Here is a 21,639-nt window from a genome sequence, read left to right as displayed (position 1 = left end):
GCTGCTGCTTGCGATCGTGGTGGCCTCCACAGCTTTGCTAGCTGGCTGCGCCGCTACCTCCTCCGGTGCCGAGAACGCAATGGCACCCGGAATGTCAATGCCAGGCACCTCGGCCTCCCCGATTCCGCAGTCGAGCTCGGCAGGCAGCGCGGCGGCAGTGCCGTCCGCAGCATCACAGATGATTTGTGGCACCGAAACACGCGACAACATCACACGTGCGCTGGCCCTCGCCGAACCGCCACACTCCGTCGACAGCTGGATCAATCGTCAATACACCTGCATTTACCATCTGACTGATGGAGAATTCGTGATCTCGGTGCAGGAATCCTCGGACGCAGCGTCTGCCCGTAGCTACTTCGACACGATGCAAGGAAACCTTGCCTCAGTCCAACCCATTGAAGGACTCGCGAATCTCGGATTCCCCGCGTACGAAACCGCAGACGGCGTGGTCGTCTTCCTCAAAGACAACATGACATTACAAGTTGACGCCAGAAAGCTGACGGATATGATCGGGCCGCATGGCATAACCCGCACCGCATTCTCCTATGAAATAGCTACTACCATCCTCGCCTGCTGGACCGAACACTAATCCGGCCGCGTTGCATCAGCCCCGCGCGATGTGGCCGCGGCCAATGGCACCACTACGGTGTCCAGCGCACGCAGCGGGTTCGCCCCGTTCGACTTTCATCCTCGTCGTCCATGGGGATGTGACTCTTAACCCTTGTGCCTCACATCCCATGGGTTGCGCGACGCCGAATACACCTCGTTTAGGGGATGGCGACGTCGATACTCGAGTTACGCAGTCGAGTCGTTAGTCGATATGAACGCTACGGGCCTCACGCTTCGGCAAGTTCAGCATCCGTCTAATGGTGACAGCGAATTGGGGCACATCCACGGCGCTCGTGGTGTCCACCTGCAGTGTCGGAAAATCTGAAATCGGATGCGCCACCCTCACCATGCGTTCCCATTCATCAAGCCGAGCCATGTCGGTGTGAACTCCCGAGGCACCTCGCACCACAGTTCGATTCCCTGCTCAACCTGAGACGCTCGCAAGCCACGCTTGAAAAACTCTTCATCCCTACCGGTCGCCCAGAATGATTCGACAAGTGTTGGGCCATCGATCATCCCGACCATTGACCACATTGCATCCGCAGCTAGGGCCCCAATTCGTTGTGTAGGCATGTCTACTGTGACGAGGTCTGCAAGTGCCTCTATTATTGCGTCCCTGGAAATGACCGAGAAACCTAGTTCCGGGCCCAGGGCCTTCGCAAGTGTCGATTTCCCGGCCCCCGGAATACCGTTCACAAACACCGCGACTTGGCCCAAACGACCAGACTATCGACGCTAATCGCCTCCGCTCGCTCCACTGGACTGGCTACGAAACGCACAAACGCATCGCCGTCGGTCGCGCTGCCTGCGAGCTGTCTCGTAACCTAGCTGCCGCAAAACCCATGGGATACGAGACAAAGGAGATCGCCTGTTCAGCGACGAGCGGCAGGTGACTTGTCTCGCATCTGGACCTGTCTCGCATCCGTAGGGATATGAGACAGTTCCGCATCCAAGATGCTCCACCAGTTTGGATCGTGCTCGACGGAGCCAAGAAGGGGGCGACGGACCGAGCGGCTCGAGGACCAATGTCCTCGAGCCGGCTGATATGTAGGTCTCTAACGATGGAGCATCTCTCTCACCGCGTAGGTTACGTCTATCCAATACGTCGCGGTCGGTGCCGATGCCAACTCTTGGTCCGCGCTCATCGCCGTCTCTCTAGCCCTGCGGGCGCCGCACGGTGAACGGACCGGTGGGGGCCTCATCAACGACCGTGGTTTCTAATGTCACATTTCCACGGATGCCAGCCGGCACGAATTGGCGATCAATGAGTTGAACGCTTCTGGTCCCGATAAGCAGCCCGGTGGCAGGGTCGATGATGAGCTGGTGGGACTCCGAGTCAGAGTTGGTCTTGCGGCCGATTGCTACCCCGGTACGGCCATCCACGGTCACTTCACCCTCCGCGACATAAACCCCTGGTATATGGGCAAGGGCCTCATACATCGCCGCGCGTAGTTTCGCCGGCACCACACCCGTCGACAGGTGGTCACAGATGTCTAGGAAGGCCTGTTCGTCCGGCGGGTTCTGGCCGGTGAGGTTGTTGTAGACGAAGTCCAGCAGTTCGGTGGAATCTGTGGGCATGGACGCCAGCTCCGGGTACGACCGGTCAGATCCGGCGAAGATACCGGCCGGACCCTCATAGAACTTCGCGTCACCGCGTCCCGGCGTACTCCAGAAATCGTCGATCTCCGCTTGCGCCTCCGCGGCATCACCGAAGATCTCGCCAGCTGGGAGCCATTGGATCTCTTCAATCCAGGTGCCGGACCGGTCGTAGGGGATATACATTGCGCTACGACGGTTGTCGATATAGCCAGAATCGTTGCCTCTCCCCAGGGCGCCTTCGGTGCGTTGGGTCATGAGGTATTGGCCTGGGCCGACCACGGGGTCGGCTGTGATGATGGTCGCGGCTGCGGCTGAACGGAGCACTTCCGCGGCCGTCGCGGGTGCGACGTTCGGGCTGAAGAGGTTGGCTCCCAGCAGGGCAACGGTGATCGCTGCTGCTGCCACGGCCATGGCGCCTGCCCACCGTCGCCGCGTCGTCTTCTTCGCAGGGTTGTGTGTGACCGGAGCAACCAGATTGATTGATGGGGCGAGCTCGTCGGCGTCGATTCGCTCGAACAGGTCCTGCTTCATCCGGGTGAAAGCCTTGTCGTTCGGCAGGAGGTCGCTGTGCAGGTCAGTTGACTTGTTCATGAGGTTCCTTCCTCCAGGTGCAGTTCGTGGCGCAGTTGTGTGCGTGATCGGGCGAGCCGATTTCGCACCGTGGCGTGAGTGATGCCGAGTTTGATCGCGGCCTGTTCGTACGTAAGGCGGTCGACCAGGCACAGGTGAACAATGCTCTGTTCGAGAGGACCCAGATCGGCGATGATTTCTTCGAGCCGTTCGGTGAGCTGGCGTTCGGCGGCGATTGTTTCGGCGCTAGCGGAGGCATGGGTATCTACGTCGTCGTTGAGCGAGATCGTCGCCTCACGGAAACGTGCTCGTTGGTGATTCTTCGCTTGGTATCGGGCGGTCGCGATCAGCCACGGAAGGGCCGACCCCTCGATGAACCTCACCGTTGCCCGCTTCTTCCACAGCGTGAAGAACGTGTCTGAGGAGACTTCCTCAGCGTCGGCTGGTTTTCGTGTGGCCGTAATGGCAACGGCGTAAACAATTCGGCTATGCCGGTCGTAGAGGGTGCCGAAGGCTCGCCGGTCACCGTCAACGCTCTGCTGTAGAAGCTTCTCGTCTGTCAATGGCTCTGACGAGATGTTCGTCACGACCGCTGTTTGCATCTTTTTCTCACGCTGTCCCCCCGAAATTTGTGGTCTTTCCAAAGAATGTCAGGAACGTTCGATTCGTCTCCAACATTGCAGCTCGCTCGAAAATTCTTCTGCCACCGCGGGCACGGATGTGCGGGACAGTCCCTACCCCCAGAACTGGGCGGAACGGCAAACCGACCGTTCTGAGCAGTTCGGTGGGAATAGGCTCTGGATCGATCTGGGGGCCGACCGTGCATGCAACTTCACTCGCTATCCCAAGATCGAGTCGCACAGGCCGTTCACGCATAGGCAATCCGAATCGGAGTAACCAGGCTGCGGTAGTTGTCGGCCTTGTGGCCGTCGTTATCTCGCTGGCGGGTTCTTGGATTCCCTCGTATTGGAGTGATGAAGTCGCGACGCTTCGTGCGTCCCGACTGAGCTGGCACGAGCTTTTCGCGTTTGTCGAGCACAAGGATGCGGTGCACGCCGCCTACTACTCCCTCGTAAAGCTCTGGGTCGGCGCATTCGGTGAGTCCGAGTTGGCCACGCGGTCGCTCTCTGCGATCGCCGTCGCGGCGGCCGCTGCGGGGCTCGTAGTCCTGGTCGCGTCGGTCACGAGCGTAAGAATGGCTGTATCGGCGGGCCTGATCTTCACGGTCCTGCCGCGCACAACCTCCATGGGCATCGAAGCTCGCTCTTTTGCGCTGAGCGTCGCGGTTGCAGTGTGGATCACCGTCATTCTCCTGGTGGCTGCGCGCGCCAGAAACTGGAGATGGTGGGCAGCGTACGCGGCGCTCGGCGCCGCCGGAACCTACCTCTTTCTATATTCCGTGCTCATCTTCGCCGCCCATCTCGTCTTCCTGCTGCTGCACCATCCAGTGCGGCGTATTCTCGTGCCCTGGCTCATCGCCGCATCCGTCGCCGTCGCGACCGCGCTTCCCATCCTGCTCGTGAGCGTCACTCAAAAGGACCAGATTGCGTGGTTGTCTGATCAGCCCGTCGTCAATGCATGGACCATTCTGGTGGAGCCGGGGTTTGACAGCTCCTGGCTCGTTGCGGCAATTGCCTGGTGCACTCTGCTGCTAGTGGCATATCGGTCTCGAACAATCATGTTGAGTCCGCACAGCGGCCTCTTCCGGCTTGCAGCGGCGTGGTTCCTGGTGCCGCTGGTACTTCTCCTCACCGCCGATGCCCTTATCGGCCCGCTGTACACCGCTCGATATCTCTCCCTCACCGTCCCGGCGGTCGCAATTCTTCTGGCTATCGCGTTCACGATGCCGGCGCGCTCAATCGTGGCCGGGATCCTGGTCGCGGCTCTTGCTCTGGCGAGCGTGCCCACCTACATCGCCCAGCGCGGCCCATTCGCGAAGAACGGTGGCAGCGACCTCTCCCAAATCGCCGACTACATTCACTCTCACGCCGCTGAAGGCGACGGGATCTATTTGCAAGACACCGGCAGCATCACGCTCAGACCGCGCCAGGCGCTCTACGCCTATCCGGAGGCGTTCGCCGACACCGCAGACCTAGCCCTCGAGGCACCCTTCACGACGACGGGCACGTTCTCCGACCGAACACTTTCACTCGATGAGATCGGGCCGGGGCTGGCGGGCATCGATCGCATCTGGGTTGTCACGGCAGGACTCTTGGATTCAGATGTAACCCGGGAGGCATACGCTGCGCTTCAGCCGATCGGATTCTTCGCCGGCACCTCTCACAAAACGAACCGTTCCCTCATCACTCTCTACGAACGCTAATGCGGCCCCAGTTCGTGACACCCAACGCCGTGTCTCGCAACCTCACTGCCTTATAACCCATGGGATACGCGACATAGGGATGCGTTCTGGGGCAGGACGAGCCACGCGGAGACGTCTCGTATCCCTTGGCTACGAGAAGCCGCAGATCGGGATATCCGAGCTGAACGACACGCTGGCTGCGCAGACGCAGACGCTGCAGAGGCCGCGCTTAGCGTGCCTGAATTAGATCGGCGATCTCCTGGGGCTGACATCTGGCGAGAGACCGATTTGTGCCTGATCGCCCTATGACGCTATTTGAAATGGAACCAACTGCGGCGCGTGGACATTATTAGGTATGACGGCAGCCCGGGGGACCAACGAGTACGAGTTGTGGGCTCGCGCTGTCGAGGGGGATGCGGGGGCGTTCGGGGAGCTCTTCGATGAGCACCGTGACCGGGTGTTCGGCCATGCCCTGCGCTCACTGGCATCACGGCATGACGCTGAGGATGCCACGGCGATCGTGTTCCTCGAGTTGTGGCGCCATCGCCGCCGGGTGCGTGTGGTGAACGGCTCGATCATCGGCTGGCTGTTAGTGACGACCAACAACGTCTGCCGCAATCAGAGCCGATCGGCGCGGCGCTACCGCCTGTCCTTGGCGAAACTCTCGCCAGAGCAGACGCATCCGGACCCGTCGGACGAGCTAGCCGTGGAAATCGACCGCGCCCGGAATGCGCCGGGTGTGCGCGAGGTCTTCAGCCAGCTCAGTGCGCGGGACCAGGACGTCCTCACCCTTTGCGTGCTGGAAGAACTGACCAACGCGGAGGCGGCCTTGGCTCTGCGCATTCCCATCGGAACGGTGAAATCTCGCCTATTCCGGGCCAAGAAGAGAATGGCCGAGTTGATGGTGCAGTCTGCGCCAGACACGCGAGACCAGTGGAGCCTGTCGTGAATCTTAACCAAACAGAGCGCCCCGATCGATCGTCAGAGTTCGATCCTCGTCGCAGTAACGAGATCCGAAGCCTGCTCACGAGCGTGGTGGCTGGCGCCCCCAGGCCGCGCACGCCCCGGCTATCTCGTGCAGCGTTCTCACTCGCCGCAACCGCGGCGCTCCTGTTCGCCGGCGGCATTGGGGCAGGCACGGTACTGGCCTACGACCAAATTTCCGAAAGCGGGGATCCTGAGAACGCCGCAGTGTCCGGTATCCCGGCGTCAGCCGCCGAGCCCCTTAGCGCCAGTTCGGGAGATGACTACGCTGGCGACCTCAGGCCGATCCTCATCATGAATGGTGAGGTCGGCTACGCGTATCAGGGCGCCCTCGCAGCGGCAGATACGTTTGCGACCGCCTACACTCCCAAATCCGACACAACCGGAACAAAAATATCCGCCCCATTGGTGCCGGTTTACCTAGCCGACGGCGTCACCTTGGTGGGCTATTACGATCCTGCCTCCCTGATCCCTAAGTAAGCCACCGAAGGTGCACTCTGGGACCAGAACTTGAGCTGAGGTGGTCGGGCAGACCACGTGCCGCTCAGGAGCTTCTGGCCGTCCGGTACGGGCCAAGAGCTCACCCCAGTTCGGGGCAAGAGTGGAACTCCTTGGTCCGATCCGGACATTAAGTATTGAACGCACTAATCCGTTTGTCCGAGTTCGACCGCCACGAAAACATGCCGTTGTCCGGACACGAGCCGGCAGAGGCGTGGACCATCACTCAAAGGGTAGAAATGAACAAGCTCGCCTCCTGTTTCGTCAGCGTTGGACTGGCTGCAATTGCATTGTCTGGTTGCGCAGGAGTTTCCGCTGCAACTGCGTCGGCATCCGATAGCGAAAGCAAGTTCGGGGCCAGTAACGTCATGGGAATTGGTACTGAGCAGGAGAAGGACCAGTTGCTGCCGCTCGCCGCCGCAGCCGGCCCTGCCGATTCGGCAGAGCCCACCGACAGCGCAGGGACTCCAGCTGACGCGTCCACTCCTGCCGATGGGGAGTTCTGGGAACGCAATTACGCTGCCCTCGGGACCGCCACCGCGGCCATCGAAGAGCAATTTCCAAACGAGTTCGCGTACGCGTTCTTCGACGAAGTCCCCGCCATGCACGTGGCCTTCGCCGGACCGGCTCCGACGGAAGCCGTCACACTCCTCCACGACACCGGCTTGCCGTATGTCATCGTCGCGTCTGTGGGCTTCAATGCAGCTGAATATGGCGCCGCTCAGGATGACGTTTTCGACCAAATCCGCCAGTACATCACACCAGAACGACAGGTATCGGTCTCGTCCGACCCATCAGCTGGACCAGGCGCCATCAAGGTGAGCTTCCTATCGACTAAACCCGAATTCACCACCGACCCTGGGCTCACCGCTCCTCTCGCCAGATCCCGCTACAAGCCAATTACGGTCGACGCGCCCTTCACCGTCACTTTCGACGACACGTACACCTCACCCATCATCATGGGAACGGGCACTGAGAAGGTTGGCCCGTCAATCAAGGAACAAAGCGCTCTGGCACCCGGCGAAAGATGGTGGGGCCCCTCCGCTGCCGAAACGGGCTCGGGAAAAGTTGACTTTCGGTGAACGAGCTCGCCCCCCATTTAACGATCCAAAGCAAGCTGACCGCCGCTAGGAACTCGCCCTAATCGGCCGAAGAAAGTGTCTCGCAACCTTAGGTGTCTCGAATCTCATGGGTTACGAGACGTCAAAGCTCGCCTGCTCACGCAACAAGCGGCAGCTGACTTGTCTCGCATCTGGACCTGTCTCGCATCGGTAGGGTTTCGAGACAGGACGAAGGCTGCGCTTAGTGCGTGGCATCGAAACCCCGATGTGGCCAGGCCAGCTTAGGGCTGTGGCGTCAGGCTCGTGTCTGGAAGGCAAGGGTGACGTACGGAGGTAGTCGCGCGCCACCACCGCAGTCACTATCCGATCGCCGATATCGGCCCCAACCGAGTAAACGTTTGGATCGGAGTCGATGGGCAGGAGCGCGCCACACCCGATCTAGGCGGTCGCTCGTCCTGTTCGAATCACCGAACTCGCGTCAAGCCGCTCAGAAGAGGGTGCTGATGGGGGAGGTGTTCGTGAAGTCGAAGATGATCCTGAAGGGTGTGTCGACCGTGATGGATTTCCTAAGTCCGGGGTCGCTCCTGAATTGGGCGTCATCTGACTGGAAGCTCACCTTGATCGCACCTGGTGCCATCGAGGAGTCCTGAGAGATTTGTACCTGGCGGTCGGAAGTGACGTACTTCCGAGTCTGCTCGCCAACGCTGGTGGCCGCTTGCTGATACTCCGCTGCGTTGAAGCCCACGGACTCGATGACGACGTAGGGCAGGTCGGTGCCCTTGAGGAGTGCGACTGCTCCAGCCGGCGCCGTTCCAGCGAAGCCCACGTGCATGGCGCTGGAGTCATCGAAGAAGGCGTAGGCGAACTCGTTGGGGAACTGCTCTTCGATGAGCGCCGTGGCGTCGCCGAGCGGCGTTTGATTTAGGGCAGCGAACTCATTCATGGCTGTAGTTGCCGCGTCGGACGGGGGAGCGTGTTCTTCCACGATGGGGAGTCGACTCGGCTCGACACTGGCCACTCCGGCCGACCCAGCGCCCGTGGTGGAAGCCGCTGCGCAACCGGACAGCGCCAGTGCTGACAGACTCACGCCGATGAGGCAGGAGATGATCTTGTTCATGCCGAGTACCCCTTTGAATTTAGCGTCCGACGTGCCCTTTCGTCGAGCAGGACCGTCGCTGTGCTTCGGAGCGTACTGCCCTGGCTCAGGGAATAGCCGACTGGTTTGCTGAGTAAGCCCTGAGGAAAAACCGTGAGTACCTGAGCCTCAAGCGCCACGAGTGGGCACACTAAAAACCCCGGTCACATGGCCGGGGGCTTTTTGGTTCTGGCGGGAGCGCTGCGCTATGAGCTCACGGTGTCGGCGTTTGCCCTTGGACATCGGCACCTTTCTGATTGGCAGCCCGGCGCTGCACGACTGACACTGATGGCGCGCGCCGCGGATCATTCATAAGTGATCGTTCGAAATCAGCAATTAGTCACCTAAACGGCACTCCAGCCGGATCTGTCTCGCAACCTACCTGTCTTGAAACCCATGGGATGCAAGACGCTGACGCCGCTCTGGACCGGCGCACGCAATCAGTTCGATGCGCTAAAAACGCTGCCAGAGCGCAAAAGTCACAGGTGTGTGGATCCACTCGAGGAACGTCTGCTGGACGATCCCTATCGGTCAACCGCGGTGGCCGGCTTTCCTGGCCCGAGTACGTTCTTATCGACCTGAACCGAGAACGGTGACCCGACATCTGCCTCTTCGATCAACCTGGTCGACTCTTGGATCAACCGGGCCGCATCCGAGCTGCCCTCATCGGCAATTCGGGTGACACCAAGCACGCCGACACCAAAGTCTGGTCGCGCACCGATCATGGGGAATGGAACATTCGTGGGCCACGTCGCTTGCAGGTCAGCGACAAGCTGTTCGGCTGTTGCATTGTATTCAGCATCGGTGAACCCGGAGTCCTCGAGGATCTGCGCTGGCTGCCCCGTCGACTTGACCGCAGCTAGAACCGCGGGTACCGCTTCATTAGTGAAACCGATGACGGGTTTAAGTTCGCTGTCGAAGTAGAAGAAGGCGTAGTCGTTCGGAAACGACTCCAAGACCGGACCCACAGCCGACGAGAATTCTTCGTTCGGTACGGCTGCACTTTCGACTTCGGCGGGCGTGAGCGAGTTGGCAGGCGAGGCTGCGGTGGGCTCAATGCCCTCAGCGGAAGCTGCCGCGCACCCGGACAATGCCAGAGGCGTCAGTCCAAGACCGATAAAACAGGACGCGATCTTTTTCACTTCTTCTCCCCTTTGTGGTGATGTGGGCATGCGCCGCGCCGACGTGGCGAGTGGCATCGCCTCGATCTGCCGCACTCTGATCATTGGGTTGCTTCTTTAACCTAGAAATGTCCGCAGCGCATCAATGGGTGTCAATCCGACTTGATCTGGGTGTCCCGCGTGGGTCATTACCGCGTGTATTGGGCAACGGAACGGCCAACTGGGCTTCCGATCAGAAGCATGGACGCTGCCGGCAGAGAGGCTACGGATGGATCAATGCGGCAGGATCGAAAGAGCCCACCAAGGTGACACCATCCGCAAGATAAATCGGCACAAGAGTGGTGGATGCTTCGGAATCGGCGCTGGCGGATCCCGACAGGTGGGACTCCGCAAGCGGGTTGGCCGCTTCGAGGGCGTCCCGATGTGCGTAGCCGACCTCACCATCCACAATAAGAATCGGCACAAGGTCGATTGCAGAGGCGCCGAAGCCGCTCAAGGGCTCCGCGGATGTGGGGCTATCGGGTTGGACTGCGTTCTGAGCATCCGCGCTCATGGAGAGCTGGTCGTAGGCCTCCACGGCGCCGGCACCGATGCCGCCGGCGAACAGAAGAGCCGCCGTGGCAGCGAGCGAGAACGCTGTGCGCGAAAGTCGGGCCCTGCGAGGCCTGGCTGTTGCCGCCACCTGGCCGGTGAGAAGGCGTCGGATCTCATCGCTACGGCGCGGGTCAAACTTTGAAGGTCGATCAAGTCGACCTGTTCGGTCCTGGCTCATGACAGACTCCACTGTTCTCTCGCGTCGGGTGCAGACTGCATCATCAACTCGGCCATTCTCTTCTTTGCTCGGTACAACCGAGATTTCACCGTGCCGATGGGGATGCGCAGAGCCAGGGCTGCCTCTGCGGTGGTCAGGTCCTCCAGCACGCAGAGCGTAAGGATGTTCTGATCCCGCGCACTGAGCTGATTGAAGACCTCGCGCACGCCCGGCGCATTGCGGGCGCGGTCCATTTCGAGCGACAGGTCGTCGGACGGGTCTGGGCTCGCCGCTTCTGGCGAGAGTTTCGCCAGGGCCAGGCGGTAGCGCCTCGCCGAACGGGCCTGGTTGCGGCAGACGTTGTTTGTGGTCACCAACAACCAGCCGATAACCGAGCCATTAACCACGCGTACCCTACGTCGATGGCGCCACAACTCGAGGAACACGATTGCCGTGGCATCCTCAGCATCGTGGCGTGACGCGAGCGAGCGCAGGGCGTGGCCGAACACTCGGTCGCGGTGTTCATCAAACAGCTCCCCGAACGCCCCCGCATCCCCGTCGACGGCGCGAGCCCAGACCTCGTACTCGTTAATCCCCCGGGCTGCCGTCATACCTAATAATGTCCGCACGCCGAACGTGGTTCCATCGCGGAAAAACCACGGCATGGCGAGGCGCAGACCCGTCGACGCGTGCGCTTGCCTTCAATGCGTCTGGCGGAGAGGGCCTCGCACTGAGTGTGTCCCGAAACCTATGTGTCCTTTATCGCATGGGATACAAGACATGGGCGCGACAATTCCCTTGTTGCGCCCAGCACGTGCTCGCGGGCTACGTCTATGCCCGTGAGTCACTTTGATCGATTGACGGCGGCAAACCAGGCGGATAGTGGTCGAGCCGTGATGAGTATCAGGATGCCGAACAGCGTCTGACAGAGTACGCCAAAGAGTGAAAGGCCTCCGATCGTGGCGTAAACCGTGGCATTCACGCCAACGTCGACGACGATGACGACAACACCGAGGACGACGCCAACCTGTTTCTGGAGCAATATGAGAACGACGACAAGCGGATCTAAAACCGTCAGCAAGATCCAGAACAGGCGAAGAGGATCGGGGAAGGACGAATAGGCGTTTGTGCCACCCAGCACGAGATCGACGGTGTGCGTGCTGGTGCCAATCAGGTAGCCCACAATCCAGAGCGCCTGAAAAATGCGGGCCGAACCACTACATCGGGAAGATTCAGTGTCGTTCACCCGCGTCTGCTCCTCACGACGATGCCTCCACGCGCGCTCATGTCCTCAACCTACTTGCTCCATTGCGCCAGGATCGCTCGGATTTTGCCTAGGCTGCAGGGTCCAATGCGCCCAGGTCTGGTCAGAGTCTTCATGCGTCATCGGAGGGCTCCTTGAGAGCCCGACGTCGCCTAGCCCCCGTGTATCGAAACCCATGGGATACGAGTCACGGATATCGCCCTGGTGGGGGTCACCTTGCCCCGCTGCTCCGTTCCTTTATGCGGTACCCATCAATACTCACGAGTCAGCCAGGACCGTCCTGCCGTCTTCAGGTATCAGCTCTTGTCGTCGATTGTGGAGACAAAAATGGGTGCCTCACCTCCGCACTGGTCAGTAGCATTCTCAGGGAGTTTTAGGCCCTCGAGCCCACCGCCACCACCCACCGATATTTGGTCGCCAACAACGAACTCGTTGCCGTTGAGTCTGAGAGTCGTTCCGTCCCAGCTCGTTCCGTCACGGGGAAACACGAACGGCGCACCACCGACGAGAAGACATCCGTCCTCGAATGAAACCTCTCCCGCGTACGCGGCCCCCAGCGCGATGAAATTGTCGCCTACTCTCGTGACCTCGTACGTCAAGAGACCGTCGACGAAAGCAATAGTGGAGCCAGATTCCTCGCCGGCCACGGGCGAGGACGCTGGCGCCCCGGTGCTAATGGCCCCTCCAGCGCAACCAGACAGGGCAAGCGCGACCACTATCACTGCGATGCTTCTGTATTTGTGCTTCATCAACTGCCCCTCAAGACTGGTGCTCTTCGGTGTGAGATCAAGGAATTTTCATCCCCGCTCATTGGCCGCAGCCTATTGCCCGGTTGATCCTTGCGCTCCTTCGGAGCCCTAATAAATAGTGTCCGTTACGCGCTGTCCTGTTCCCAACAGCCCCGAACCGGAACGCACTCCTGAGTGCCTTGACGCCCCACAGCGTTGCGTGCGGTGATTCGAGCGCACTGCGGGCACGTGTCTCGAAGCAAGACCGCCTCATAACCCATGGGAAACGAGACGTTGGAGATCATCCGTTCAGGCGACGAGCGGCAGGCGACTTGTCTCGCATCTGGACTTGTCTCGTATCGGTAGGGTTTCGAGACACCGAAGCCTTCGCTGATGGAGCCTGCTGGAGTGGCGCGGAAGCTCAGGTCTGCGCGGCGGGCCGGTCCTCAGCTTCTATGGTCGAATCGTGAACTATTTATCGGTGAATGAGCAATACCTAGTGTGAGCACAGACAACGAGGTGATCGAGAGATCGATCGGCAGCCCGGAAGAATTCGCGGCGCTGTACGACCGGCATGCGGGGACGATCCACCGATACGCGGCTCGCCGGATCGGCGCGGAGGTCGCGGACGATATCTTGTCCGAAACCTTCCTGGTCGCCTTCGACAAGCGGCGAGGGTTCGACGCATCTGCGACCAGCGCTCTTCCGTGGCTGCTGGGCATCGCCACAACGCTGCTGAAGCAGCATGCCCGGCGGGAGGCAGTCGCGTGGAGAGGCATGGTCGCAGGAATCGCGGCTGACGTTGTGCCTGACGCGATCGAGCTTGCTGGCGCACGGATGGACGCGGCGCGATCCGCTAAACGGATCGAAAGTGCGCTGCGGCGGTTGACGGTGGGTGACCGAGACACTTTGCTGCTCTACGCCTGGGGAGATCTCGACTACCAAGGCGTCGCGGATGCCTTAGAAATTCCTCTCGGCACCGTGCGTTCCCGGCTCAACCGGGCGCGTCGACTGCTTCGCTCCGCTCTCGACATTGCTACCGATAAGGAGACCTTTCATGGACGAACTGACACTGCTCCGCAGCGCTCGTACTGACCCACCCAAGCCGAGTCGGCAAGCACTCGACTCCGGTCGCGCGGCATTGCTGGCGCACATTGAGGAATCCCGCCGTCCGGCATCCCGCCCGTCCGTCGCCAGGCGCATGCCCGTTCTGCGCCGAGTTGGATATTCGGCTGCCTGCACGGCTGTGGCGGCCACGCTCGTGACTGGCCTGATTATGAGCGACATGGTCGGGCTCGCCGGCTGGCGCGGCGGCGCCGATCCCGCGGCGGCAGCCGTGCTTAACGAAGCGTCGGCGCTAACTATCGCCACAGCAGACCCTGTGCTCAAGCCAGGTCAGTATCTCCGGGTGGACACGAGCGCGGTCTACAACGGACTGGGCCCCGCCGGCAAGAACGGCCGCGAAATTTTCTTCCTCACGATCACCGAGGACCAGCTCTATATCCCGGCCAATCTCAATGACGATTGGGTCTGGATGCGGGGTATGAGGAAGCCGTATCAAGCCTTCGGGCCTGAGTCCGAGGCCGCGATGCAGTCGGAGTGGGAGCAGAGTTTGGCAAAACGCGGCAGCCCTGACTACCAGGAGAACGTGCGAGCCGCGGGCGGCGCCTTCTATGGCAGCCCCAGCTCTGACGTCGAGATGCTTGCTGCGCTGCCTCGTGACCCGTACCAGCTCCTCAACAACATCTACCGCATTACGTTGGGCCAGGGCCCCTCACCTGACGGTGAAGCGCTCGTCTGGATTTCAGACACCCTCCGCGGTGGCGGAATTCCAGCAGACCTCCGCGGAGCACTTTACGAAGCCGCAGCCATGATCCCCGGCGTCATGATCACTGAGGGAGTCGCGACGCTCAACGGACGCACAGGAATTGCCATTGGTCGGCAGGAATCGGGTCAGAAGACCAGACTCGACATGATCATCGATCCCGAAACCGGGGAAATGATCGGGGAACGAACGACCGTCGTGGCGCTCGGCGGCGATTATCCGCTCCCAGTGGGAGCGATAGTGGGATGGACGGCTGTGACCACCACAGTGGTGGACGAAGCCCCCGCGGGTGGCAACGTTTACGGACACATGGGCCTGCCGGGATGATCTCCCGCAATCAGTCCTCAACGCCCGACCCAGCCGGTGTCGACCTCCGGCTGGGCTCCTCCGTCGATCTAACCGCCCTGGTCAAACGAAAGCTGGCGGAGTCTTCTTCCGACGAGCAGACCACGATTGCGCCCCTGAAGAACTAGAGCGCACGTGTGCAGCGGCTTGGAGCGATGCGTCTCGAAACCCAAGTGCTTCAAAACCCATGCGTTATGACGCTCTCGCGGCGCGTCAACGGTGCCAGGGAGAGCTGAGCGCGTCGCGCCCATTGATTCAATCGCCAGCCAGAGGGACGACGGTGCCTCCCGGCAACGCGTCACGAATTGATCCCTCCTTCCATGTTCCTGTGAGCGGCCAGAACACGGTGGAGTCTTCGTGAACCTGCACCGCCAGGCTTTGGCTGGTGGTCGGAATGTATAGCGGGACCTGGTCGGCTGCTGCGTACTCAGGGTTTGTATTCACCATCCCCCCGCTGGCGGGCCAACCCCGTTCCAGGTAGCCAGCTACCTCGCTGCCTAGAGGGATGCGCTGGAGGTATTCGTCGACCGATAGTCCGCCAGTGCTGGTGGCGAAAGACGGGATGACTATACGCAAAAAACCGTCCGGTCCCGGCTCCGCAATGCCTTGTATCGTCTGGTCTGTGGAGAGGACGAGTGTGAACGTCTTCACCACGCCATAGGGCTGTGGCACCTCGGCAGGAGCCTGCGTCTCCTCTACTCCAATGACCGTTCCCACAACCACGAGCTGTGCGCCGGCGGCAAGCTCTGCTGGGTCGCTAGCGACGGTCTCGTCGCCGGAAGCGTCCGGCGGGTTGACTGCGACAGGGCCGGCCGTTGCCAGGGGCGTGTCGCTCTCTTGACCATTGAGGTTCCCGAGTGCGAGGCTGCCGATGATCACGATTCCAACTGTCACCAGGGTTGCGGGGAGCCACTTGGACGAGGTCTTTTGGGGGGCGCCGGTGAGCGCATCAGTTTCAACTTGTGAGATAAGCAGGGTGCGAAATGCCTCTTGTCGAGCTTGAGACGAGGAGTGGTTGGTCATGATGTCCTTTCCGCGGTTGCTGGGACCGGTCCGGTTAGAAATTCTTGAGCCAACCTTCTCTTTGCTCGGGAGAGCCGGGATTCGACTGTGCCGTCCGGGACGTTGAGCACGATCGCCGCTTCGCTTACTTTGAATCCCTCGAGCACACAGAGAGTGATGACTTGACGTGCAGCAACGGGTAGCCGGGACAGAGCCAGTTCGATGTCGCTGAGCTCGTCCACAGCAGCAGGGGCGTCTTGGATGGGTGGTAGCCGGCGGAGGAGTGCTTCATGGCGGCGGGCGCTACGAGACAGATTTTTCGCGGAATAGTTTGCGACGACGAGCAGCCAGGGCAAAAGCGATCCGTTAACGAAACGAACAGAATCTCGTTTCCGCCAGACTTCCAGAAACGCAAGAGAAACAACGTCCTCTGCGTCAACAAAATTCATCACCAGACGCCGGCTGTGACGGAGTACGCGGTCGTGATGTCGGTCATACACGCGGCCAAACGCCTCGCCGCGTCCGGCGAGAGCTAGGTCCCACTCAACTGAATCACTGGTGCTCATACTTAGAAGTGTCCGGCACCACCGGATTTGGTTCCAACCAAATCCGACGCCAACGCTAAAAGGTCAGAAGCGCTAAGTGCCTCGAAACCCAAGTGTTTCAAAATGCATGGGTTACGAGACGTCAAAGCTCGCCTGCTCACGCAACAAGCGGCAGCTGACTTGTCTCGCATCTGGACCTGTCTCGCATCGGTACGGTTATAAGACAGCAGGATGCCGTGCCCGACGTCGTGCGTCTGATTTCCAAGATGCCGCCGTGGCTGGCATTTTGAGATGCTTGACAATCTCCCATCGAGGTACTGCTAGGTTCAGCCCCATGCGCAGCGTAGGTCGTGGCACCAAGACGTTTAGGCGTTGGGGAGCCGCGTCGCTGTTGGTGCCGACGTTTTTCCTTCCGGGTTGTGTCGATCCGACCGGTATTGAATCCCCTACCGTCACCGACAGCGGTGAAACAACGGGCAGCGGTCCGCGGATCATCACTGGCAGGATCCCTGGAGAGTACGAGCATCGGGACATCGCTGGTACGGTCGCAACAGCTGATGGTTGCGTTGCATTAGAACTATCAGGGGGTGTGGTGTACCCCATAATCTGGCCGCTCGGATTCCAGCTGCTGCCCGACCAGACTTCTGTCGGTGATGCGAATGGAACTGTCTATATTGGCGAGAAACTGACCGGAAGCAGGGGGTACCTCGTTGCTCGTGAGGAGTTCGAAAAGTTCTCGGACCCGGCACAGCTCACGGGTTTCGATGAGTGCAGCCCAGATGCCGAAACCTTCCTTGTTCTTGTGAATGTAAAGGACTTCGATACCCCTGAGTAGCAGCACTATGGCGCTGGCCAATCGGACAGACACGGGAGCTTCTCCCGTCACGCTGCGGCACTCTCGCAACAACACTGCCTCGAAACGTATGGGTTACGAGACGTCAAAGCTCGCCTGCTCACGCAACAAGCGGCAGCTGACTTGTCTCGCATCTGGACCTGTCTCGCATCGGTAGGGTTCCGAGACAGAATCACCGTCGTGTTTGCTCTACGACCGCTTCCGCAGGCTCCACACACTGTGCATGGGAATCGACATGCCCCGCGCTAGCGAACCTGAGCTGATTTGGAATCCGGTGCAACGCGATTCGTGCGCCATCCTGGTGACCCTGCCGGTGTGCGACGGGCCAGCGGTCGGTTCACCAGAGGTCGAGCATCCGTATTCGGTGTTCTGTTTGGTGCATCTTGCTTCCGGGGATCCATTTGACTCTTGGCTTCGCGATGAACGGTCGTAGTGGGCCGCGCTGGAGCGCAACGCAGAGATTCAGATCGAGCCAACCCAGGGATTGTCCAAGCGAGACATGTTTGAGCAGAAACCACGGCGACCCGAGCACCCAAACGGTGAATCCGAGCGGGATAAGTATCCAGAGCAGAAGTGCTCGAGAAAACAGCATGAGGAGCGCGGGTAGGGGTTCTAGTGGTTGCAGGCCTGTGTGAAGTGCGTGTTCGGTTCGCCAATCCGGTCGGAACTGATTCCCTCGCCGTGATGTCACCATGAAGAGATCGTATTGGTCCAGAGGCGGCATCGCGGCGCGGTCTTCGCAGACTTTGCCGTCTCGGCAAAGAGGGCCTCAAACGATCCTTCCGGCGGGTACGACCTTGTCGCGATGAAAAGTCTCGTAACCGAAGTGCCTCACACGCCATGGCATACGGGACCGGGGTCACCCCTGGGGCCAACCAGGTGGCCCCGTGAGTCGCCTCCTATCCCAAGGGATAGGAGGCGATCGCCCCTACAAGCAGTGCCGTAGATTGACCAGTGAGCAGAGAGGCGCGGTGAGACTCATGTGCCCAAGATCGGTGGGGACCTGTTGAGCGAGAAGGACCGGCTCCCGCGGCCTACGCGCATAAATTGGCTAGTGTATTTGAGCTTCGTCGGGATCAGTGCAGCGGTGGTCCTCCCCGGCCTGTCAGCACGATTTATCGGAAAGACACCCGCCCAGCTCTGGGCCACACTTCCCGCATCTCTAATTTTCGCATTGAGTGCGTTCCTCGCTGTGGGCTTGTATTTCTGGTATTTGAATCGCCCCGCCCGTATGCTCGCCAGGGCGCTTCGCAAAGCGGGGTACGAGCCAGTGGTGACCTCATCGTCGCCCGAATTGGTAATGGCAGTCCAATCTCTCAAAGGCATCAGGCTCGCGTCGGGCTGGTCACGATCCGGCGCATTCCTTGTGTTCGTGGACATTGGGCCTAAGTTCGAACTCTGGCGGTGGCGGCATGGCCGAGTGGAGTGCGTCGTCCGTATCTCGTGGTCATGTGCCACCTCCTGGGAGTTCGGGAGCGTGACCTTCGCCTACCTAACCGATCGAGCGATAATCCTCTGGGTTCGGGTAAACGGTCGCGATTTCGCGCTGCCAATATGCCCGCAAACATCCGGCCTGATCGCCACCGGAGCGGCCAAAGACGCACAGTTCGCGGCTGCTCTTGGCCTCATCGAGTCCCGCGTCCCGCCATCGAGCTCGGTGGTTGAAAAGTATATGGATTAGCTCTTTCAGGAACGCACACGGTCTGACCAGCCACCGCGCCGTAACGCCGTCGACCGCGAGCCTTGGTGGCAACGCCCGTTCAGATCACGATGTCTCGTAACTCACGTGTCTCGTATCCCATAAGTTTCGAGACATCAGGGACGATGTCGGCGCTCGACTAGCGCACGTGGCGACGTATCGTTGTGCGTCGCTTGGCAACGTTTGGAGACGCCTGCACTGCGGTGTCTCTCTAGCGGTCTGGTGACCTGCGGAATTAGCTCCCGTCTCGAAAATCTGCCGGCACATTGGTGCTGTAGGTGATGTTCTTGAACTCGGTGACGCACTGGTCTCCCATGGGGGCCTGCGCGAGAAAGCCCACATGCACAGGGCCCTCGTAGGCGAGGCGGAAGACGCGCACGAAAACCCACTTGTGACCGTCGGCGGAAGAGTGGAAGGCCCAACCCGACCCGGAGCGAACAACGCGGAGGTAGACCGAGTCCGCGGAGACAACTGCTGAGTTGCAGTCATCCGAGTATTCGTTTGTCACCACGGACACGACCATTGCTTGGCCCTGGGGTGAGTATTCGAAGCACAGCTTTGCCCAATGGTCGCTGTCGCCCCAGATCGCCAGGACTGCAGCGTCGAAAGTTGTTCGTTCGGTCAGGACCCGAGCGCGAACTGAGAAGGAAAAGTCTCCCGGTGGGACGAATCCGAGCAAGGACGCTGCGTGTTGTTGGGGTCCACCGAAGGCGTCGTTGGTCCAGTCAGCGCCTGCGGCAGCGGTGACGACGAGGACACCGGTTGTTGGCGTTTCGGCAACTCCCTGGCCGTTGACCCATGCGAGCGGAGGAACCCCCGGCACAGCTACCTTCATCGAATTCCTTCTCCCCATCATGGGCGCCGTACACAGCGCCGTCGATAGCGTAAAGGAAATCCAATACTCGTCGGCGGACTTTAGGAGCTGTTATCGATAACGGGTTTCTCGAGGGTCGGCACCGGAGGAACCGGTCGAGACACGGCCAACGACGTGGACACGCAGGTAATGTGATGGGTCGGGCTCAGGACTGCCCTGAATCGCCGAGATTAAGGTTTGCGCAGCGAGTTGCCCTTCCGCGGCCAGGCCGTGTCGGATGGAACTCAGCTGCGGATCGAAGTGCCGGGCTTCGGGCAAATCATCCACTCCCAGCACAGCAAGCTGGCTGGGCACACCGATCGAGCGGCCGCGTAGGCCGTGCATCAAACCGATCGCCATCGCGTCATTGGCGACGAAGACTGCGCTGTACGCGTCCGGGCGGATGGTGCGAGCAAGATCAAATCCGGATGCGGACGTCCAGTCGCCGGCTTGGCCGATCTCGACAACCATGCCCAGTGCACTGGCTCGCGCGACAAACGCGTCCTGTCGATGCCCAGCGGAGAGAGCCCCGGGTGGTCCCGGCAGATGCAGCACTCGTTGATGGCCAAGCTCACACAGGTGCTCGGCCGCGACGCGCCCTATTAATTCCTCCGCTCCCGGCTGACTCGGCGTACCCCGGTCGAGAAACCGATCGATAACTGTCTCATATCCTCACTGCCTCATATCGCATGGGTTGCGAGACGTCCTAGAGCGTTGACGAGGGCTAGTTGACGACTTTGTGCGCGCTCGCTCGAATGCACATCAGCCCACACGAGGCAGCGGCGACGAAGACGAGTATGCCCGCAGCCCCACCGCCGTCCAGAATGATCGTTGGACCGAGGTAGACGAGCAGTCCGAGCCCTGCCAATGCCGCTCCCACACCGGCGATGCCTCCCTGTACTAAGCGGGACGACTTCAGGTGATGGTCCGCAATGGCCAGCGCGACAGCGGCACCAACGACGGCGACCGAACTCAACAACAAGCCACCGACTACGGCGAGATACAGTTCCAGACCAATGAAAGGAGCTGCCAGGCCGGGGTTGGCATTGGCGTTGATGACATGACCGACAACAGCCCAGACCACGCTTGAGACGAGACCGAAGCAAACGCCGAGCACCATCGTCAATAGCACTGCCCCGGGATCGCACCTAGTTGTCTGTCGCTGACTTATGGTCTCCATGGGAGTCAGCCTCCCACAGCAGTAGTCGCCCCCTCGGCGCAATGCACCCGCGTTGAGACCGCATTTGGCAATCATGAATGCCCACGAATGAGCGCGGTCTGAGGGTCGCGTAACCTAAGTGCGTCATATCCCATGGGTTACGAGACGTCGAAGTTCGCCTGCTCACGCGACGAGCGGCAGGTGCCTTGTCTCATATCTGGACCTGTCCCGCTTCCGTAGGGTTTCGAGACAAGAGAACTTGTTATGCGGCTGTCCCGCGGCCTGGGGAAATGCGGAGGCATTCCTGTACCCGTGAATGTAGAAGACTTCGACACCCCTGTAGCGCGCCGTCGCTCACGAAATCGGTTTAGAACGCGAGTCTTCTTCGCAGCGCGCTGTTGAAATGAAGCGGAGGTTGGTCGTTAGGTCGCGCGGGAGGATCGCTGGGCGCATGAAAAGGGGCGTCTCGGGCGACCGCTTGGGCGGCGAGCAGTGCGAACGCTATGGTTTCCTGGCGGGCTCCCTAAGTTCGAGTTTCGTGGGCTAAGCCGCACTGGCCCTCCATCCTCACGGTCTAGTAAGAAAGGGGAGCCACAATCAGTAAGCCATCGTCCCCGGGTAAAGGACTAAGAAACTCGTTCTTCGTCTTCGTCGTACTGTTTTCAATCTTCATAGCTGGCCGAATTCTTACGATTGTCGATCGCGCCGACAAGCTAGATGAGTCGCAGAACGCGAT

22 protein-coding genes are annotated in these 21,639 nt (G+C 60.4%); 8 read left to right on the top strand and 14 right to left on the bottom strand.

Annotated elements, in window-relative coordinates; all coding sequences use genetic code 11:
- The first annotated feature begins 91 nt into the window (after positions 1-91).
- Positions 92-589, top strand: a complete 498-nt coding sequence (locus E3T19_RS12340) for a hypothetical protein (protein WP_240632529.1) — start codon at positions 92-94, stop codon at positions 587-589.
- A gap of 362 nt (positions 590-951) precedes the next feature.
- On the opposite strand, the gene E3T19_RS19665 is transcribed toward E3T19_RS12340, so the two are convergent.
- From E3T19_RS19665 to E3T19_RS12325, 3 genes are all read right to left on the bottom strand, one after another.
- The gene (locus tag E3T19_RS19665) at positions 952-1,305 is read right to left on the bottom strand and encodes an AAA family ATPase (RefSeq protein ID WP_370294273.1); all 354 of its coding nucleotides are present in this window, start codon (positions 1,303-1,305) and stop codon (positions 952-954) included.
- 459 nt (positions 1,306-1,764) lie between these two features.
- Positions 1,765-2,799: a CU044_5270 family protein gene (locus E3T19_RS12330; protein ID WP_134408958.1), complete on the bottom strand. Its 1,035-nt coding sequence runs from the start codon at positions 2,797-2,799 to the stop codon at positions 1,765-1,767.
- Positions 2,796-3,365 carry an RNA polymerase sigma factor gene (locus E3T19_RS12325; protein WP_166788870.1) on the bottom strand — a complete coding sequence of 190 codons (570 nt, stop codon included), beginning with the start codon at positions 3,363-3,365 and terminating at the stop codon, positions 2,796-2,798. The genes E3T19_RS12330 and E3T19_RS12325 overlap by 4 nt, the downstream gene beginning before the upstream one ends.
- A gap of 335 nt (positions 3,366-3,700) precedes the next feature.
- On the opposite strand from E3T19_RS12325, the gene E3T19_RS12320 reads away from it, so the two are divergent.
- From E3T19_RS12320 to E3T19_RS12300, 4 genes are all read left to right on the top strand, one after another.
- Entirely contained in the window at positions 3,701-5,101 is a 1,401-nt protein-coding gene (locus E3T19_RS12320; RefSeq protein ID WP_166788869.1) for a glycosyltransferase family 39 protein, read from the top strand.
- A gap of 334 nt (positions 5,102-5,435) precedes the next feature.
- Positions 5,436-6,029: an RNA polymerase sigma factor gene (locus tag E3T19_RS12315; RefSeq protein ID WP_134408955.1), complete on the top strand. Its 594-nt coding sequence runs from the start codon at positions 5,436-5,438 to the stop codon at positions 6,027-6,029.
- Entirely contained in the window at positions 6,026-6,544 is a 519-nt protein-coding gene (locus E3T19_RS12310; protein WP_134408954.1) for a hypothetical protein, read from the top strand. Before E3T19_RS12315 ends, E3T19_RS12310 begins: the two co-directional genes overlap by 4 nt.
- A 257-nt stretch (positions 6,545-6,801) precedes the next feature.
- Positions 6,802-7,644 (top strand): hypothetical protein, encoded by an 843-nt coding sequence (locus E3T19_RS12300; RefSeq protein ID WP_134408953.1) that lies wholly within the window; start codon positions 6,802-6,804, stop codon positions 7,642-7,644.
- A gap of 466 nt (positions 7,645-8,110) precedes the next feature.
- On the opposite strand, the gene E3T19_RS12295 is transcribed toward E3T19_RS12300, so the two are convergent.
- The 6 genes from E3T19_RS12295 to E3T19_RS12270 form a co-directional block, all read right to left on the bottom strand.
- Positions 8,111-8,566, bottom strand: a complete 456-nt coding sequence (locus E3T19_RS12295) for a hypothetical protein (protein WP_134408952.1) — start codon at positions 8,564-8,566, stop codon at positions 8,111-8,113.
- A gap of 716 nt (positions 8,567-9,282) precedes the next feature.
- Entirely contained in the window at positions 9,283-9,984 is a 702-nt protein-coding gene (locus tag E3T19_RS12290; protein WP_134408951.1) for a hypothetical protein, read from the bottom strand.
- Between the two features lie 157 nt (positions 9,985-10,141).
- Positions 10,142-10,651, bottom strand: a complete 510-nt coding sequence (locus E3T19_RS12285; RefSeq protein ID WP_134408950.1) for a hypothetical protein — start codon at positions 10,649-10,651, stop codon at positions 10,142-10,144.
- The gene (locus tag E3T19_RS12280) at positions 10,648-11,241 is read right to left on the bottom strand and encodes an RNA polymerase sigma factor (protein ID WP_134408949.1); all 594 of its coding nucleotides are present in this window, start codon (positions 11,239-11,241) and stop codon (positions 10,648-10,650) included. Before E3T19_RS12280 ends, E3T19_RS12285 begins: the two co-directional genes overlap by 4 nt.
- A gap of 233 nt (positions 11,242-11,474) precedes the next feature.
- Positions 11,475-11,876, bottom strand: coding sequence for a hypothetical protein (locus E3T19_RS12275; RefSeq protein ID WP_134408948.1), 402 nt, complete (start codon positions 11,874-11,876; stop codon positions 11,475-11,477).
- 314 nt (positions 11,877-12,190) lie between these two features.
- Positions 12,191-12,643, bottom strand: coding sequence for a hypothetical protein (locus tag E3T19_RS12270; protein WP_134408947.1), 453 nt, complete (start codon positions 12,641-12,643; stop codon positions 12,191-12,193).
- A gap of 480 nt (positions 12,644-13,123) precedes the next feature.
- Here E3T19_RS12270 and E3T19_RS12265 point away from each other — a divergent pair, with 480 nt between their 5' ends.
- Complete coding sequence (locus E3T19_RS12265; RefSeq protein ID WP_241980205.1) at positions 13,124-13,717, top strand: RNA polymerase sigma factor; 594 nt, start codon at positions 13,124-13,126, stop codon at positions 13,715-13,717.
- Positions 13,680-14,774: a CU044_5270 family protein gene (locus tag E3T19_RS12260; RefSeq protein WP_134408946.1), complete on the top strand. Its 1,095-nt coding sequence runs from the start codon at positions 13,680-13,682 to the stop codon at positions 14,772-14,774. Before E3T19_RS12265 ends, E3T19_RS12260 begins: the two co-directional genes overlap by 38 nt.
- A gap of 273 nt (positions 14,775-15,047) precedes the next feature.
- Here the strand turns inward: E3T19_RS12260 and E3T19_RS12255 are convergent, their stop codons facing one another.
- Together E3T19_RS12255 and E3T19_RS12250 are read right to left on the bottom strand one after the other, a co-directional pair.
- The gene (locus E3T19_RS12255; RefSeq protein WP_134408945.1) at positions 15,048-15,671 is read right to left on the bottom strand and encodes a hypothetical protein; all 624 of its coding nucleotides are present in this window, start codon (positions 15,669-15,671) and stop codon (positions 15,048-15,050) included.
- Between the two features lie 140 nt (positions 15,672-15,811).
- Positions 15,812-16,360: an RNA polymerase sigma factor gene (locus tag E3T19_RS12250; protein ID WP_134408944.1), complete on the bottom strand. Its 549-nt coding sequence runs from the start codon at positions 16,358-16,360 to the stop codon at positions 15,812-15,814.
- Between the two features lie 313 nt (positions 16,361-16,673).
- Here E3T19_RS12250 and E3T19_RS12245 point away from each other — a divergent pair, with 313 nt between their 5' ends.
- Complete coding sequence (locus E3T19_RS12245) at positions 16,674-17,174, top strand: hypothetical protein (RefSeq protein ID WP_134408943.1); 501 nt, start codon at positions 16,674-16,676, stop codon at positions 17,172-17,174.
- Positions 17,175-19,126: 1,952 nt separating this feature from the next.
- Here E3T19_RS12245 and E3T19_RS12240 read toward each other — a convergent pair.
- The 3 genes from E3T19_RS12240 to E3T19_RS12230 form a co-directional block, all read right to left on the bottom strand.
- Positions 19,127-19,726: a DUF1349 domain-containing protein gene (locus E3T19_RS12240; protein WP_134408942.1), complete on the bottom strand. Its 600-nt coding sequence runs from the start codon at positions 19,724-19,726 to the stop codon at positions 19,127-19,129.
- Between the two features lie 90 nt (positions 19,727-19,816).
- Positions 19,817-20,323, bottom strand: a complete 507-nt coding sequence (locus E3T19_RS12235) for a substrate-binding domain-containing protein (protein ID WP_255578535.1) — start codon at positions 20,321-20,323, stop codon at positions 19,817-19,819.
- A gap of 145 nt (positions 20,324-20,468) precedes the next feature.
- Positions 20,469-20,870 carry a hypothetical protein gene (locus E3T19_RS12230; protein WP_134408940.1) on the bottom strand — a complete coding sequence of 134 codons (402 nt, stop codon included), beginning with the start codon at positions 20,868-20,870 and terminating at the stop codon, positions 20,469-20,471.
- Positions 20,871-21,639 lie beyond the last annotated feature (769 nt).

It is taken from the genome of Cryobacterium sp. TMT4-31 (assembly GCF_004403385.1).
GTDB lineage: Bacteria > Actinomycetota > Actinomycetes > Actinomycetales > Microbacteriaceae > Cryobacterium > Cryobacterium zongtaii.
The sequence above is the reverse complement of the archived record's forward strand: the minus strand, read 5'-3'. Positions and strand labels throughout refer to the sequence as shown.

What these genes read in the sequence shown, in the direction of transcription:
- E3T19_RS12340 (WP_240632529.1), top strand. Translation starts at nt 92, where the DNA reads ATGTCAATGCCAGGCACCTCGGCCTCCCCGATTCCGCAGTCGAGCTCG.
- E3T19_RS12330 (WP_134408958.1), bottom strand. Translation starts at nt 2,799, where the DNA reads ATGAACAAGTCAACTGACCTGCACAGCGACCTCCTGCCGAACGACAAG.
- E3T19_RS12315 (WP_134408955.1), top strand. Translation starts at nt 5,436, where the DNA reads ATGACGGCAGCCCGGGGGACCAACGAGTACGAGTTGTGGGCTCGCGCT.
- E3T19_RS12300 (WP_134408953.1), top strand. Translation starts at nt 6,802, where the DNA reads ATGAACAAGCTCGCCTCCTGTTTCGTCAGCGTTGGACTGGCTGCAATT.
- E3T19_RS12295 (WP_134408952.1), bottom strand. Translation starts at nt 8,566, where the DNA reads ATGAATGAGTTCGCTGCCCTAAATCAAACGCCGCTCGGCGACGCCACG.
- E3T19_RS12290 (WP_134408951.1), bottom strand. Translation starts at nt 9,984, where the DNA reads ATGATCAGAGTGCGGCAGATCGAGGCGATGCCACTCGCCACGTCGGCG.
- E3T19_RS12285 (WP_134408950.1), bottom strand. Translation starts at nt 10,651, where the DNA reads ATGAGCCAGGACCGAACAGGTCGACTTGATCGACCTTCAAAGTTTGAC.
- E3T19_RS12280 (WP_134408949.1), bottom strand. Translation starts at nt 11,241, where the DNA reads ATGACGGCAGCCCGGGGGATTAACGAGTACGAGGTCTGGGCTCGCGCC.
- E3T19_RS12270 (WP_134408947.1), bottom strand. Translation starts at nt 12,643, where the DNA reads ATGAAGCACAAATACAGAAGCATCGCAGTGATAGTGGTCGCGCTTGCC.
- E3T19_RS12260 (WP_134408946.1), top strand. Translation starts at nt 13,680, where the DNA reads ATGGACGAACTGACACTGCTCCGCAGCGCTCGTACTGACCCACCCAAG.
- E3T19_RS12250 (WP_134408944.1), bottom strand. Translation starts at nt 16,360, where the DNA reads ATGAGCACCAGTGATTCAGTTGAGTGGGACCTAGCTCTCGCCGGACGC.
- E3T19_RS12245 (WP_134408943.1), top strand. Translation starts at nt 16,674, where the DNA reads ATGCGCAGCGTAGGTCGTGGCACCAAGACGTTTAGGCGTTGGGGAGCC.
- E3T19_RS12240 (WP_134408942.1), bottom strand. Translation starts at nt 19,726, where the DNA reads ATGAAGGTAGCTGTGCCGGGGGTTCCTCCGCTCGCATGGGTCAACGGC.